We start from the raw sequence: 16,887 nt of genomic DNA, 5'->3' as shown, positions 1-16,887 counted from the left end.
GGGTGGGAACCTCCCAGTTCAGGAAAGATGTTTCGACCGACTGGGCTGTCAGGCGAGGCCGAGTTCTTTGTCGATGAGGTCAAACATTTCGTCGTCGCTCGAGGCGGCCGCGAGGTCGGCGTCGGCGTCGCCGTCGTCCTCCGCGGGGCCGCCGTCGTCGGCGACGTCGAGCTTCCACTGCAATGTCTTGAGGCGTTGGACCAGCCGGGTCCGGGCGTCGGCGTCCAGGCGGTCACCGGACTCGGCCACGACCGCTTCGAGGTCGTCGAGTTCGGCGAACACCGGGGTGGTCCCCGTCCCGCCCGCGCTGCCGGGGTCGATCTGTGCGCGGAGGTGGCGGACCAGGCCGATGGGGGTCGGGTGGTCGAAGATCGCGGTCGTCGGGAGGCGCAGCCCGGTCTCGGCGTTGAGGCGGTTGCGCAGTTCCACGGCGGTCAGCGAGGACATGCCGAGGTCGAGGAAGCCCCGTTCGGCCTCGACGGCCTCCGGCGTGCCGTGGCCGAGCACCGCGGCGACGTGTCCGCAGACGAGCTGGAGCAGGAGGGCCTCCTGCTTCGGCACGCTGAGTCCGGCCAGCCGCTGTGCGAGGGCGAGGCGTTCGCCGCCCGCGGGTGCGCGGTCGGTGCCGTGTCCGGGGGTTCCGGCGGCGGTGCTCACGGCCCGGCGCGCGGGGGTGCGTACGAGTCCGCGCAGTACTGGCGGGAGTTCGCCGGCGGCGAGCAGGGCCCGGGGGTCCAGCCGGACCGGTACGAGGAGCGCGCGGTCGGTGCGGGGAGCGGCGTCGAGCAGGGCCAGGCCCTGGTCGGCGGAGAGGGGCAGCATGCCGGAGCGCGCGAAGCGATCAACGTCCACGCGGCCCAGTGTGGACGTCAATCCACTAGGTTCTTCCCAGAATCCCCACGCCATCGATACCGCCGCCATGCCCTGTGCGCGGCGGTGGTGGGCGAGGGCGTCGAGGAAGGCGTTGGCCGCGGCGTAGTTGGCCTGGGCCATGCCGCCGGCGACCCCGGCGAAGGAGGAGAACAGGACGAAGGCGGCGAGGCCGGCGTCCTTGGTGAGCTCGTGGAGGTGCCAGGCGGCGTCGGCCTTGGGGCGCAGCACGCGGTCGATCTGTTCGGGGGAGAGCGTCTCCAGCAGCCCGTCCTCGAGTACGCCGGCGGCGTGGACGACGGCGGTCAGGGGGTGCTCGGCCGGTACGGACGCCAGGAGTCCGGCCAGTGCGTCGCGGTCGGCGGTGTCGCAGGCGACCACGTCGACGTCGGCTCCCAGGGTCCGTAGCTCGTCGCGCAGGTGTTCCGCGCCCGGGGAGGCGAGGCCGCTGCGGCTGGTGAGCAGCAGGTGGCGTACGCCGTGGCGGGTGACGAGGTGGCGGGCGACGAGGCCGCCGAGTGCTCCGGTTCCGCCGGTGATGAGCACGGTGCCTTCGGTGTCCTGGGGGCCGGTGCTCTGCCAGGTGCGGGTGACGGTCTCCTCGGCCGTGGTGACGGTCCGCTGGAGGCGGGGGATCGTCGCGGTGCCCGATCGCAGTGCCAGTTGTGATTCGCCGGCGGCGATTGCCGTGGCCGTCGCCTGGGCGAGCATGGCGCGGGAGCGCTCGTCGTCGTCCAGGTCGACGAGGAGGAACCGGCCGGGGTGTTCGGACTGGGCGGAGCGGATGAGGCCCCATACCCCGGCGTCGGCCAGGCCCTGGACGGCGTCGTCGGGTCCGGTGGCGACGGCCTCCCGGGTGACCAGGACCAGGCGTGACGCGGCGAACCGCGTGTCGTCCAGCCAGGCCTGGGCGAGGGCCAGGACGTGGCGTACGGACTCGTGTGCGGCGTCGGCCGTCGTGGACCGGTCTGCGGGGGCCTGCCGTTGGGGCAGGTGGAGGACGACGGTCGTGGGTGCCTCGGCCGGTGTGCCGGTGTCGAGGGCGGTGCTCAGGGCGGCCGGGGTGCCGTCGAAGGCGGCGCGGTGCACCGGCACACCGAGGTGCTCGAGCTGTGCGGCGGTCGCGGTGGCCGCCGGGTCCGTGCCGAGGACCGCCCACGTTCCGGCGGGCTTGTCGCTGCCGTCGCCCGGGAGAGGGGTCCATTCGACGTGGAACAGCGCGTCGTGCCGTACGGTTCCGGCGCCTGCCCGCGCTCCGGCGGCGGCGAGTCGTTCCTGCGACACGGGCCGGGTGGTGATCGTGTCGATCGCGATCACGGGGGTGCCGGTGGTGTCCACGGCTGTCAGCGACACCGTGCCGCCCTCGCCGACCGGTGTCAGCCGGACGCGGAGGGTGGTGGCGCCGGTGGCGAGGACCGTCACGCCCTGCCAGGCGGCGGGCAGCACGGGCGTGCTCCCGTCGGTTCCCTGGTCGGCGGCCCACAGGGCGAGGACCGTCTGCAGCAGGGCCGGGTGGACGCGGAAGCGTGCCGCGTCGTCCTGGGCGGTGCCGTCGAGGGCGACCTCGGCGAACAGGTCGTTCTCGTGCCGCCAGGCCGCTCGTACGGTCGGGAACGGTTCGTATCCCTGGGCGGCGAGCGTCCCGTACAGCTCATCGGTGTCGACGGGCCGGGCGTTCTCCGGCGGCCAGACGGCCAGGGCCGCCGTGTCGGGCGCCGGGTGGGCGGCGGCGGTGAGCGTTCCGGAGGCGTGCCGGGTCCATGCGGCGCCGGCGTCCTCGTGGGAGGGGCGCGAGTGGACGGTGACGGGGCGCAGGCCCGTGTCGTCGGCGGCGCCGACGGCCACCTGGATGCGGACGGTGCCGTCTTCGGGCAGGACCAGCGGCAGGTGTTCGGTGAGTTCGCCGACGACCGGGCAGCCGGCTTCGTCGCCGGCCCGGACGGCCCATTCGACGAGGGCGGTGCCGGGGACGACGGCCGAGTCCAGGACCGTGTGGCCGGCCGGCCAGGGGTGGGTGTGGAGGCCGAGGGTGCCGGTGAGGACCACGCCGGCGTCGCCGGCGAGGGCGACGACCGAGTCGAGGCCGGTCGGGTCGACGGGCTCGGTCGCCTCCAGCCAGTACCGCTCGCGCTGGAAGGCGTAGGTCGGCAGCTCCACCGGGCGGCCGTCGGCGAGGAATTCCCGCCAGTCGACGCCGACGCCGTGCACATGGGCCTGGGACAGGGAGGCGAGCAGGCGTGCCGGGCCGCCGTCGTCGCGGCGCAGGGAGCCGATGAACACCGCGTCGGCTTCGGCGTCCGCGATGGTGTCCTCGATGCCCATGCTCAGGACGGGGTGCGGGCTGGACTCGACGAAGACGTCGTGGCCCTGGGCGAGCAGTGCGCGCAGCGACTCCTCGAGCCGCACGGTGCGGCGCAGGTTCTCGTACCAGTAGTGCTCGTCCAGTGCGGTGGTGGAGATCCAGTCCCCGGTGACCGTGGAGAAGAACGGGACGGTGCTCTCGCGGGGTTCGAGGCCGGCGAGGTCCGTGAGGAGGGCGGCGTGGATGCGTTCGACGTGGGCGGAGTGGGAGGCGTAGTCCACGGGGATCTTCTTGGCGCGGACCTTGTCGCGGCCGCACTCGGCGACGAGTTCGTCGAGTGCGGTGGTGTCGCCGGAGACGACGACGGTGGCCGGGCCGTTGACGGCGGCCACGGACAGCTTGTCGCCCCAGCGTTCGATGCGGGTGAGGACCTGGTCGTGGGGGGCGGCGACGGACACCATGCCGCCGTGGCCCGAGAGTTCCCCGGCGATGGCCTGGCTGCGGACGGCGACGATCCTGGCCGCGTCGGCCAGGGACAGCGCGCCTGCCACGCATGCGGCGGCGATCTCGCCCTGGGAGTGGCCCAGGACGGCGGCCGGTCGCACGCCGTGGGCGCGCCAGAGCTCGGCGAGCGCGACCATGACCGCCCACAGGGCGGGCTGCGCCACGTCGACGCGGTCGAGGCCGGGGGCGTCACCGGTGCCGCGCAGGACGTCGCGCAGGGACCAGTCGACGTAGGGGGCCAGTGCCTGTTCGCACTCGGCGATGCGGTCGGCGAAGACGGTTGAGGCGTCGAGGAGTTCGGTGCCCATGCCGGCCCACTGTGAGCCCTGACCGGGGAAGACCAGGACGACCTTGCGTTCGCGGCCGCCGGTGAAGCCGCCGTGGACGACGCCGCCGGCGGGGGTGCCTTCGGCCAGTGCCCGCAGGCCGGCGGTGAGCTCGGCGCGGTCGGCGCCGGTGACGACGGCGCGCCGTTCGAGTGTCGAGCGCCGGGTGACCAGGGACGTGGCGATGTCGGCCGGGTCGGTGGCGGGTTCGTGCTCCAGGTGGGCGAGGAGGGCGCGGGCCTGGCCGCGCAGGGCCCGTTCGGTGCGGGCGGACAGCACCCAGGGCACGGCCCGGCCGGCGGCGTCGCCGCTCGTCGGGGCGGTGGGCGTGTCCGGCGTCTCCGTGTCGGCCGGTGCTTCTTCGAGGATGACGTGGACGTTGGTGCCGCTGATGCCGAACGAGGAGACGCCGGCCCGGCGGGGCCGTTCGGTCTCCGGCCAGTCGACGGCCTCGCCGAGCAGGGTGACGGCGCCGGCGGACCAGTCCACGTGGGGGCTGGGCTCATCGATGTGGAGGCTCTTGGGCAGCTGTCCGTGGCGCAGGGCCAGGACCATCTTCATGACGCCGGTGACGCCGGCGGCGGCCTGGGTGTGCCCGAGGTTGGACTTGATGGAGCCCAGCAGCAGGGGGCGGTCCTGCGGCCGGTCCTGGCCGTAGGTGGCGAGCAGGGCCTGGGCCTCGATGGGGTCGCCCAGCTTGGTGCCGGTGCCGTGGGCCTCCACGGCGTCGATGTCCAGGGGGGTCAGGCCGGCGTTGGCGAGGGCCTGGCGGATGACGCGCTGCTGCGAGGGCCCGTTGGGGGCGCTGAGGCCGTTGGAGGCACCGTCCTGGTTGACGGCGGAGCCCCGGACGACGGCGAGTACCTGGTGGCCGTTGCGGCGGGCGTCGGAGAGGCGCTCGACGAGCACCAGCGCCACGCCTTCGGAGAAGCCCGTCCCGTCGGCGGAGGCGGCGAACGGCTTGCACCGGCCGTCGCCGGCCAGTCCGCGCTGGCGGGAGAAGTCGGTGAACAGCCGCGGCGAGGACATGACGGTCACGCCGCCGGCCAGCGCCAGGGAGCATTCGCCCTGGCGCAGCGACTGCATCGCCATGTGCAGGGCGACCAGCGACGAGGAGCAGGCGGTGTCCACGGTCACGGCGGGGCCCTCCAGGCCCAGCGTGTAGGCGACGCGGCCGGAGGCGACGCTGAAGGCGTTGCCGTTGTTGACGTAGCCGGTCAGTTCCTCGGGCACGTCCGGGACGCGGGTGAGGTAGTCGCTGGAGGCCATGCCGGTGAAGACGCCGGTGCGGCTGCCGCGTACCGACCGGGGGTCGATCCCGGCGCGCTCGAAGACCTCCCAGGACGTTTCCAGCAGCAGCCGCTGCTGGGGGTCCATGGCCAGGGCCTCGCGGGGGCTGACGCCGAAGAAGTCGGCGTCGAACTCGGCGGCGTCGTTCAGGAAGCCGCCTTCGCGGGTGCGGGAGGCGCCGGGCCCGTCGGGCACGGCGTCGTAGAGCCCGTCGAGGTCCCAGCCTCGGTCGGCCGGGAAGGGGGCGATGGCGTCGGTTCCCGAGGACAGCAGCTCCCACAGGTCCTTCGGGGAGCGGACGCCGCCGGGGAGGCGGCAGGCCATGCCGACGATCGCGATGGGGTCGTCGGCCGCGTCCGGCGTCAGGGCCGGGTGCGCCGCGCCGGCACTACCGGTCTCGGCGTCGTCGCCGTCCGACAGCTCCGCTTCGAGGTACTCGGCGAGCGCGGCGGGGGCGGGGTAGTCGAAGGCCAGGGTGGCGGGCAGGCGCAGGCCGGTGGCGGTGCCGAGCCGGTTGCGGAGTTCGACGGAGGTCAGGGAGTTGAAGCCGAGGTCGCGGAAGGCGCGGTCGGCGTGGACGAGTTCGGTGCCGGTGTGTCCGAGCACGGCGGCCACGCAGGTGCTGACGAGGTCGAGCAGCAGGCCGCGGCGCTCGGCGCGGGGGCGCCCGGCCAGGCGTCGGCGCAGTCCGTCGGTGCCGGTGGCCTCGGCGGTGCTCGCCGTGCGGCGGGCGGGGCCGCGGTACAGCGCCCGCAGCAGGGACGGGATGCCGTCCGGGGTGCGCGGGCGCAGGGCGGAGGCGTCCATCCGCACCGGTACGAGCAGGGCCCTGCGGGTAGTGAGGGCGGCGTCGAAGAGTGCGAGGCCGTCCTCGGTGGTGAGGGTCTGGGCTCCCGACTGGCGTGCGGTGACGAGGTCGTTGTGGTCGAGGTGCGCGGTCATGCCGCTGGCCTGGGCCCACAGTCCCCAGGCGAGCGAGGTGGTGGGCAGGCCGTGGGTGCGGCGGTGCTGGGCGAGGCCGTCGAGGAAGGCGTTGGCCGCCGCGTAGTTGCCCTGGCCGGCGGAGCCGAACACGCCGGCGGCCGAGGAGAACAGTACGAGGTCGGCCAGGTCCAGGGAGGCCGTCAGCTCGTGGAGGTTGCGGGCCGCGTCGGCCTTGGGGCGGGTCACCGCCCGCAGGCGGCCGGGGGTCAGGGAGGCGATGACGCCGTCGTCGAGGACGCCTGCCGCGTGCACCACGGCCGTCAGGGGGTGTTCGGCGGGTACGGACGCCAGGAGCCCGGCCAGCGCGTCGCGGTCGGCGACGTCGCAGGCGGCGACGGTGACGTGGGCGGCGCCCAGTGCCGTCAGCTCCTCGCGCAGGGCCGCGGCGCCCGGGCTGTCGGGGCCCCGGCGGCTGGTGAGCGTCAGGTGGCGGACGCCGTGCCGGGACACCAGGTGCCGGGCCAGGAGCCCGCCCAGCTCGCCGGTGCCGCCGGTGATCAGCACGGTGCCCTCGGTGTCCCAGGGGCGGGGCACGGTGAGGACGACCTTGCCGACGTGGCGGGCCTCGGACACGAAGCGGAACGCGTCCCGGGCGTGCTGGACGTCCCAGGTGGTGACGGGCAGCGGCTGGAGCACGCCCTGTTCGAAGAGGGTGACCAGTTCCGCGAGCATCTGCTGGATGCGCTCGGGGCCCGCCTCGATCAAATCGAACGCCCGGTAGGTGACGCCCCGGTGGGTGCGGGCGACCTCGTCGGCGTCGCGGATGTCGGTCTTGCCCATCTCGACGAGGCGGCCGCCGGGCGGCAGCAGCCGCAGGGAGGCGTCCACGTACTCGCGGGCCAGGGAGTTCAGGACGACGTCCACGCCCCGGCCGCCGGTGAGGTCGCGGAAGCGGTCCTCGAAGTCGAGGGTGCGGGAGGAGGCCAGCTTCTCGGCGGGCCAGCCTTCGGCCCGCAGCAGGTCCTGCTTGCGGTCACTGGCGGTGCCGAGGACGTCCGCGCCCCAGTGGCGGGCCAGCTGGGCGGCGGCCATGCCGACGCCGCCGGCGGCGGCGTGCACGAGGACCGTTTCGCCCTCGGCCAGGCCGGCCAGGTCGCGCAGCGCGTAGTAGGCGGTCAGGAACACCACGGGGACGGCGGCCGCCTGGGCGAAGGACCAGTCGCGCGGCACGCGGGCCAGCACCCGGTGGTCGGCCACGGCCAGTGGGCCGAAGCCGCCGGGCACCATGCCCATGACGCGGTCGCCGACGGCGAGCCCGCTCACGCCGGGCCCGACCTCGACGACGACGCCGGCGGCCTCGGAGCCCAGGAACCGGGCGCCGCCGGGGTACATGCCGAGCGCGTTGAGGACGTCGCGGAAGTTCAGCCCCGCCGCCCGCACCTCGAGCCGGACCTGGCCGGGCTCCAGGGGCCCGGTGACGTCCGGGCAGGACACGAGCGCCAGGTTGTCGACGGTGCCCTTCTCCGGGATGTCCAGTCGCCACGGCTGGGCGGGGTCCGGGACGGTCAGCGGGGGGTGGGCGTGGGTGCGGACCAGACGCGGGGCGTAGGCGGTGCCCTGGCGGAGCGCCAGCTGGGGTTCGTCCGCGTCGATCAGGCCGGGCAGGGCCCGCCAGGAGGCGGCGTCGGCGTCGACGTCGGCCAGCACGATGCGGCCGGGGTGCTCGGACTGCGCGGAGCGGACGATGCCCCACGCGGAGGCCCCGGCGAGGTCGCGGACGTCCTCGCCGGAGTGGGTGGCGACGGCGTCGCGGGTGACGAGGACGAGCCGGGTGCCGGCGAAGTCGTCGTCGGCGAGCCAGGTCTGCAGCAGCTCCAGGACGGGGTCCAGGGCGGCGGCCACCTCGGACGGCGTGCCGTGTGCAGCGGGCAGGGGCACCAGCAGCACGTCGGGGGCCCGGTCCGCGGTGAGCGCGGCCAGGTCCTCCCCTGCCCGCGGGCACAGCCCGGCTTCGGCGAGGGCCGGGGGCGCCTCGCCCAGCAGGGCCCATCCGGCCGTGCCGGCCGGGCCGTCGGCCGGGCGGGGCAGCGGGGTCCACTCCAGGTGGAAGAGGGCGTCGCGGGCCGCGGAGGACGCGGGGTCGAGGAGCCCGTCCGCCACGGGCCGTACCGCGAGCGAGTCGATCGAGGCGACGGGGCGGCCCGTGCCGTCGGCCATCGCCACGGTGACGGCGTCCTTGCCGGCCGGGGTCAGCCGTACGCGCAGGGCGGTGGCGCCGGTCGCGTGCAGCGCGACGCCGGTCCAGGAGAACGGCATGCCGGGGCGGCCGTCCTCTTTGCCCAGCGGGCCGAGCCCGGCCGCGTGCAGGGCCGCGTCCAGCAGGGCGGGGTGGATGCCGCAGCGTGCCGCGTCCGCCAGGGCGGGCTCGGGCAGGGCCACGTCGGCGAAGACCTCCTCGCCCCGCCGCCAGGCCGCCCGTACGCCCTGGAAGACCGGGCCGTAGCCGTAGCCGTCCTCGGCGAGCCGGGCGTAGAACTCCTCGGTGTCCACGGCCTCGGCGCCGCGCGGGGGCCATGCCGCGAAGTCCCGCCAGTCCGCCGGGCCCTGCGCCTCGCCGGTGGCGAGCGTGCCCGTGGCGTGCTGGGTCCATGCCCCGCCGCCCGTGCCGGCGGTGGGGCCGGTCTGCCGCGCGTGCACGGTCACCGGCCGGCGGCCGGAGCCGTCCGGCTCGCCGACGGCGAGCTGGACCTGGACGTCACCGCGCTCGGGCAGGACGACGGGGGCGTGCAGGGTCAGCTCCTCGACGCGGCCGCAGCCGAGTTCGTCGCCGGCCCGGATCACGGCCTCCACCAGCGCCGCGCCCGGCACCACGACGACACCGGACACCGCGTGGTCGGCCAGCCAGGGGTGCGTACGGACCGACCAGCGGGCCGTCGCGACGATCCCGTCGCCGCCCGCGAGCTCCACCGAGGCGCCCAGCAGCGGGTGGCCGGGCGAACCCAGGCCCGCCGAGGCGACGTCGCCCGCGGCGCCTGCCGCGCGCGGCCAGAACCGCCGGCGCTGGAAGGCGTAGGTCGGCAGCTCGACGCGGCGGGCGGCCGTGCCGGCGAAGAACGCGTCCCAGTCGACGTCCACCCCGTGCACGCAGGCGTCGGCCAGGGACGTACGGAACCGGTCGAGCCCACCCTCGTCACGGCGCAGCGTGCCGGTCGTGGCCGCCGGGACGCCGGCGTCCTGGGCGGTCTCCTGCACTCCGGCGATCACCACCGGGTGCGGGCTGACCTCGATGAAGGCGCGGTACCCGTCGCGCAGCAGCGCCCGGGTGGCCTGTTCGAACTCCACGGTCTGCCGCAGGTTGCGGTACCAGTAGGCGGCGTCGAGGCCGGTGGTGTCGACCGGTTCGCCGTCGACCGTCGAGTAGAACGGGATGGCGGAGGGTCGGGGCGTGATGGGGGCCAGCACGGTCCGCAGTTCGTCGTGGATGCGCTCCACCTGGGCGGAGTGCGAGGCGTAGTCGACGGGGATGCGGCGGGCGCGGACGCCGTCGTCCTCGCACCCGGCGACGAGCGCGTCGAGGGCGTCCGGCGCGCCGGAGACCACCACGGAGTTCGGGCCGTTGACGGCGGCGAGGGACACGCGGTCGCCCCAGGCGCGCAGGCGCTCGCGCACCGCCTCGACGGGCTGGGCGACCGAGACCATGCCGCCCTGTGCGGAGAGGGCGGTCAGCGCCCGGCTGCGCAGGGCGACCACGCGGGCGGCGTCGTCCAGGGAGAGGGCGCCCGCCACACAGGCGGCGGCGATCTCGCCCTGCGAGTGGCCGAGGACGGCCGCGGGCTCGACGCCGTGCGCCCGCCACAGTCCGGCCAGCGAGACCATCACGGCGAACAGGGCCGGCTGGACCACGTCCACGCGGTCCAGGGAGGGGGCGTCCGGCACACCGCGCAGCACGTCGGGCAGGGACCAGTCGGTGTACGGCGCGAGCGCTGCCGCGCACTCGGCCATGCGGGCGGCGAAGACGGGGGACGTGTCGAGGAGTTCCAGCGCCATGCCGGCCCACTGCGAGCCCTGGCCGGGGAAGACGAACACGGCCTTCCGGCCGCCTTCGGCGGTGCCCTCGAGGACGCGGGGCGAGACGAGCCCCCCGGCCAGGGCGTCGAGCCCGGCCAGGAAGTCCTCGCGGCCGGTCGCGAGGACGGCGGCGCGGTGGTCCATGGCGGTCCGGCCGGTGGCCAGCGAGTACGCGATGTCGGTGCTGTCGGGCGCGGGGGTGGCCCGGACATGGGCGGCCAGGCGGCCGGCCTGCTCGCGGACGGCTTCGGCGCTCTTCGCCGAGAGAAGCCACGGCACGAGGGGCGTGCCGCGGTCATCTGCGTCGGTCGCCTCGGGGGCGAGAGCGGCGGCTTCGGGTGCGGAAGCGGCGGGCTCGGGGGCTTCTTCGAGGATGACGTGGGCGTTGGTGCCGCTGATGCCGAAGGAGGAGACGCCGGCGCGGCGCGGCCGGTCACCGCCGCCGGGCCAGGCGGCCGGCTCGGCGAGCAGCTCGACCGCGCCCTCCGTCCAGTCGACGTGCGGGGTGGGCTCGTCGATGTGCAGGCTCCTGGGCAGTTCGCCGTGGCGCATGGCCAGCACCATCTTCATGACGCCGGCGACGCCCGCGGCGGCCTGGGTGTGCCCGATGTTGGACTTGACGGAGCCGAGGCGCAGGGGCCGTTCCCGGTTCTGTCCGTAGGTGGCGAGGAGGGCCTGGGCCTCGATGGGGTCGCCCAGCTTGGTGCCGGTGCCGTGGGCCTCCACGACGTCGACGTCGGCGGCGGTCACGCCGGCGTTGGCGAGGGCCTGGCGGATGACGCGCTGCTGCGAGGGCCCGTTGGGGGCGCTGAGGCCGTTGGACGCACCGTCCTGGTTGACGGCCGAGCCCCGCACCACGGCGAGCACCGGGTGGCCGTTGCGCAGGGCGTCGGAGAGCCGCTCGACGAGCAGCAGTCCGGCGCCCTCGCTCCATCCGGTGCCGTCGGCGGCCGCCGCGAACGGCTTGCAGCGGCCGTCCGGTGCCAGGCCGCGCTGCCGGGAGAACTCCACGAAGGAGTAGGGGGTGGACATGACCGTCACACCGCCGGCCAGCGCCAGGGAGCACTCGCCCTGGCGCAGCGACTGCACCGCCATGTGCAGGGCCACGAGCGAGGACGAGCACGCCGTGTCGACGGTGACCGCCGGGCCCTCGAAGCCGAAGGTGTAGGCCACGCGGCCCGAGACGACGCTGCCGGCGTTGCCGGTCAGCAGGTGGCCGGCGACCTCGTCCCGGTCGCCGTCCAGAATGGTCTGGTAGTCGAGGGAGTTGGTGCCGGCGAACACCCCGGTCACGCTTCCGCGCAGGGTCTCGGGGTCGATGCCCGCGCCCTCGACGGCCTCCCACGCGGTTTCCAGCAGCAGCCGCTGCTGCGGGTCCATGGCCAGGGCCTCGCGCGGGGAGATCCCGAAGAAGGCGGGGTCGAACCCGGCCGCGTCGGCGAGGAATCCGCCCTCGCGGGCGTAGCTGGTGCCCTGGTGGTCGGGGTCGGGGTGGTAGAGCCCGTCGAGGTCCCAGCCGCGGTCGGCGGGGAACGGGGATATCCCGTCGCCGCCGCCGGAGACGAGGGACCAGAACTCCTGCGGGGAGCTCACCCCGCCGGGGAAGCGGCAGGCCATGCCCACGATGGCCACCGGCTCGTCGGATCCCGCGGCGCCTGTCTGCCGGGTCACCGCGTCGGTGGTGCCGGGGCCGCCCAGGGTCAGGGTGCGCAGGTGTGCGGCGACGGCGAGGGCCGTGGGGTGGTCGAAGAGCAGGGTGGCGGACAGGCGGACGCCGGTGGCGGCCGTGAGCCGGTTGCGCAGCTCGACCGCCGTCAGCGAGTCGAAGCCCAGCTCCCGGAAGGCGCGGTGGGCGTCGACGGCGTCCGGTGAGGAGTGGCCGAGGACCTTGGCGGTCTCCTCCCGGACCAACTCCACCAGAACGCGTTCCTGTTCGGCCGCCGGCAGCGCGGCGATGCGGTCGCGCAGCGGGGAGGCACCGCCCGGCCCGCCCGCCGCGCCTGCTCCGCCGCCGGTCGCGCGGTCCTGCAGGGCGCGGCGCGCCTCGGGCAGGTCGGCGAGGAGCGGGCTGGGCCGGACGGCGGTCAGGGCGGGGGCGTACGCGTCCCAGTCCACGTCGGCCACGGTCACGTTCGCCGCGCCCCGGGCGACGGCCCGGCTCAGGGCGGCGACGGCGAGGCGGGGGTCCATGGGGGTGAGCCCGTCGCGGCGCATGCGGTCGGCGAGGGTGGTGCCGCCGGCCGCCATGCCGCGGTCCGCCCAGGGGCCCCAGGCCACCGAGGTCGCGGCCAGGCCCGTGGCGCGGCGCTGTTCGGCCAGGGCGTCGAGGAACGCGTTGGCCGCGGCGTAGTTGGCCTGGCCGGCGTTGCCGAGCACGCCCACGACGGACGAGAACAGCACGAACACCTCCAGGTCCATGCCCTGGGTGAGCTCGTGCAGGTTGAGCGCCGCGACGGTCTTCGGGCGCAGTACGGCCTCGTAGCGCTCGGGGGTCAGCGAGCCGAGCACGCCGTCGTCGAGCACGCCCGCGGCGTGCACCACACCGGTCAGCGGCACGTCGGAGGGGATGGCGGCCAGCAGGTCCGCGAGCGCGTCGCGGTCGGCGGCGTCGCAGGCGGCGATGGTGACCCGGGTGCCCAGGGCGGTGAGTTCGGCCTCCAGCTCGGCCGCGCCCGGGGCGCCCGCGCCCCGGCGCCCGGTGAGCAGGAGGTGCTCCGCCCCGGCGCCGGCCAGCCAGCGCGCCACGTGCGCGCCCAGCGCGCCCGTGCCGCCGGTGACCAGGACGGTGCCGCGTACGGCGGGGGTCTCCTCGGCGTTTCCGCGGGCGGCCGCCCGGACGAGGCGGCGGGCGAAGACGCCCGCGGGGCGGATGGCGAGCTGGTCCTCGGTGTGCCCGCCGGCGAGCACACCGAGGAGGGCGGCCACGCTCCGGTCGTCCATGGCCTCGGGAAGGTCGATCAGACCGCCCCAGCGCTGCGGGAGCTCCAGGGCGACGACCCGGCCCAGACCCCACGCCTGGGCCTGTACGGGGTGGGGCACCGTGTCCGTCCGGTCGGCCGCCACCGCCCCCCGGGTGACGCTCCACAGCGGTGCCTCGGCGGAGAGGTCCTCCAGGATCCGTACGAGCCCGGTGGTGGCGGCCAGTCCGCGGGGCACCGACGGGTGGTCGGGGTGCGGGCGTTCGTCGAACGCCAGGAGCGACAGGACACCGGCGAGGGGGCCTTCGGCGAGCCGTGCGGCGACGGCGGCACGGTCGTCGTCCCCGGCGCCCGGGCCCGCCAGTGCCAAGCGCTCGGCCCGCGTGCCGTGGGCCGTGAGGGCGTCGGCGAGGCCGGTGGTCCACGGGTCGTCGTGGCCGTCGGGCACCACGATCAGCCAGCGGCCCGACGCCGTCCGGTCGGTGAGTCCGGTGACCGGGGTCCAGCGGGCGCGGTAGCTCCAGCTGTCCACGGTGGTGAGGGTTCTGCGCCGGCGGCGCCACGAGGAGAGGGTGGGGAGCAGGGTGCCGAGGGAGGTCTCGGCGTCGTCGCCGTCGAGGGCCAGGACGGTCGACAGTTCGGTCACGTCGCCGCGTTCGACCGCCGACCAGAAGCCGGACTCGTCGGGGTCGCCGGGGGCGGTGTGGGGGGCGTCCGGGCCGGTCAGCCAGTACTGCTGGCGCTGGAAGGGGTAGGTCGGCAGCTCCACGTGCCGGGCGGCGGTTCCGGCGAAGAACGCCCGCCAGTCCATGCGGGCGCCGTGCGCGGAGGCGGCGGCAACGGCCTCGGTGAGCGCCCGGGCCTCGGAGCGGTCGCGGCGCAGGGCGGAGAGCAGCAGCGGAGCGGGCGAGGTGGTGGTGGCGGTGGTGGTCAGGGAGGCCTCGACCATCGGGGTGAGCACCCCGCCGGGGCCGATCTCCACGAACGTGGCGACGCCCTCGGCTTCGAGCATGCGCACCCCGGCGCAGAACCGGACGGCCTCGCGGACCTGGCGCACCCAGTACTCCGGGGAGCGCAGTTCCTCCGCCGTGGCGATCCGGCCCGACACCGTGGAGACGACGGGGATGCGCGGGGCGTCGTAGCGCAGGCCTTCGGCGACGCGCCGGAAGTCCTCCAGCATGGCGTCCATGCGCGGCGAGTGGAAGGCGTGGCTGACCCGCAGCCGCTTGACCTGCCGCCCCTGGTCCTTCCAGTGGGCGGCGATGGCGGAGACGGCCTCTTCGTCGCCCGAGACGACCACGGACTGCGGTCCGTTGACGGCTGCGAGGTCCACAGCGCCGGAACCGGGGCCCGTACCTTCGTTGCTTGCGTATTCGGCCAGCGAGGCACGGATCTCGTCCTCGGTGGCCTGGACGGCCATCATCGCGCCGCCCGGGGGCAGGGCCTGCATCAGGCTGCCGCGCGCCGCGACGAGCGCGGCGGCGTCCTCCAGGGAGAGCACGCCGGCCACGTGCGCGGCGGAGAGTTCGCCGATGGAGTGACCGCCGACGAAGTGCGGTGTCATGCCCCACGACTCGAGGAGCCGGAACAGGGCGACCTCGACGGCGAACAGCGCGGCCTGCGTGTACTGCGTCTCGTCCAGCAGCGCGGCGTCGGCCGATCCCTCGTCGGCGAAGACGATCTCGCGGACCGGGCGCTCCAGATGCCGGTCCAGCTGCGCGCACACCGCGTCGAACGCCTCGGCGAAGACCGGGTGGCTCGCGTGGAGTTCGCGTCCCATCGCGGGGCGCTGCGAGCCCTGGCCCGCGAAGAGGAACGCCATCGGAGCCTTGGCGGCCGCGCCGGTGACGACTCCGGCCGTGTCACGGCCCTCGGCCAGGGCGTCCAGGCCGCGCAGGAACTCCTCCCGCTCCCCGGCCACGACGGCCGCGCGGTGCTCCATCAGCGCCCTGGTCCCGGTCAGCGAGCGGGCCACGTCCTCGGGGGCCAGGTCCGCGCGGGCGCGGACGTGCCGGGCGAGGCGGGCGGCCTGTGCCCGCAGGGCCTGCGGGGACCGGGCCGACAGGACCCAGGGCAGGGCGCCTCGCGAGAACTCCTGCGGGGCTTCCGGCGGGGTTGCCTGCGGGGCTTCTTGCACGGCCTCCTGCGGGACATCCTCCAGGATGACGTGCGCGTTGGTGCCGCTGACGCCGAACGCGGAGACGGCGGCGCGGCGGGGCCGGTCCGTCTCCGGCCAGGCTTCCGAGTCCGTCAGCAGCTTCGCGCTGCCGGCCGACCAGTCGACGTGCGGGGTGGGCTCGTCGATGTGCAGGGTCCGGGGGACGGTGGCGTGGCGCATGGCCATGACCATCTTCATGACGCCGGCGACGCCCGCGGCGGCCTGCGTGTGCCCGATGTTGGACTTGAGCGAACCGAGCAGCAGCGGCCGGCCGGCCGGGCGCTGCTGCCCGTACGTGGCCAGCAGGGCCTGGGCCTCGATGGGGTCGCCCAGCGTCGTACCGGTGCCGTGGGCCTCCACGACGTCGACGTCGGCCGCGGTCACGCCGGCGTTGGCGAGGGCCTGGCGGATGACGCGCTGCTGCGAGGGCCCGTTGGGGGCGGTCAGTCCGTTGGAGGCACCGTCCTGGTTGACGGCGCTGCCGCGGACGACGGCCAGCACCGGGTGACCGTTGCGGCGGGCGTCGGAGAGCCGCTCCACGAGCAGCAGCCCGACGCCCTCGCTCCATCCCGTGCCGTCGGCGGCCGCCGCGAACGGCTTGCAGCGGCCGTCCGCGGCCAGCCCCCGCTGCCGGGAGAACTCCACGAACATCTGCGGGGTCGACATCACGGTCGCCCCGCCCACCAGGGCCAGCGAGCACTCGTCCTGGCGCAGCGACTGCACCGCCATGTGCAACGCGACGAGGGACGACGAGCAGGCCGTGTCGACGGAGACCGCCGGGCCCTCCAGGCCGAGGACGTAGGAGATCCGGCCCGAGGCGACGCTGATGGTGTTGCCGGTCAGCAGGTGCCCCGCGACCTCCTCCTGCTTCTTGCCGGGACCGTCGTCGTAGTAGCCGTGACCGGTGCCGACGAAGACGCCGGTACGGGTGCCGGCGAGGGACTCCGGGTCGATGCCGGCCCGTTCGACGACCTCCCACGCGGTTTCCAGCAGCAGCCGCTGCTGCGGGTCCATGGCCAGGGCCTCGCGCGGGGAGATCCCGAAGAAGGCGGGGTCGAACTCGCCCGCCTCGTGCAGGAATCCGCCCTCGCGGGAGTACGTGGTCCCGTGGCGGCCGGGGTCGGGGTCGTACAGGCCCTCCAGGTCCCAGCCGCGGTTGCCGGGGAAGGCGGAGATGGCGTCGACGCCGTCGTGGACCAGGTCCCAGAGCTCTTCCGGGGACCGTACGCCGCCGGGGTAACGGCAGCCCATGGCGACGATCGCGATGGGTTCCCGGCGCTTGTCCTCCACCTCTCCCAGCTGCTGACGGGTGTCGTGAAGGTCCGCGATGGCCCGCTTCAGATACTCGCGGAGCTTCTCCTCGTTCGACGTCACGCTGTCAACCCCTCGGTGGTGTGCCGGGAAATGCCCGTTGGAGCCTGGCCGTTCGGCCGTCGTCGAGGGGGGCGAAGAGACTGCCGACACCCACGTCCGACCATTTCCTGCTCATCTTCGTCAACGTGGACTGCGGGTTTCCCTAGATGCGCA

Annotated in this window: 1 protein-coding gene; it reads right to left on the bottom strand. The window is 75.2% G+C overall.

Annotated elements, in window-relative coordinates:
* Window positions 1–48 precede the first annotated feature (48 nt).
* Window positions 49–16,734 carry a type I polyketide synthase gene (locus tag ACIGXW_RS02315; protein ID WP_399568960.1) on the bottom strand — a complete coding sequence of 5,562 codons (16,686 nt, stop codon included), beginning with the start codon at window positions 16,732–16,734 and terminating at the stop codon, window positions 49–51.
* Window positions 16,735–16,887 lie beyond the last annotated feature (153 nt).

It is taken from the genome of Streptomyces sp. NPDC053079, from assembly GCF_044546695.1.
In the GTDB taxonomy this organism is placed as follows: domain Bacteria; phylum Actinomycetota; class Actinomycetes; order Streptomycetales; family Streptomycetaceae; genus Streptomyces.
The sequence above is the reverse complement of the archived record's forward strand: the minus strand, read 5'-3'. Positions and strand labels throughout refer to the sequence as shown.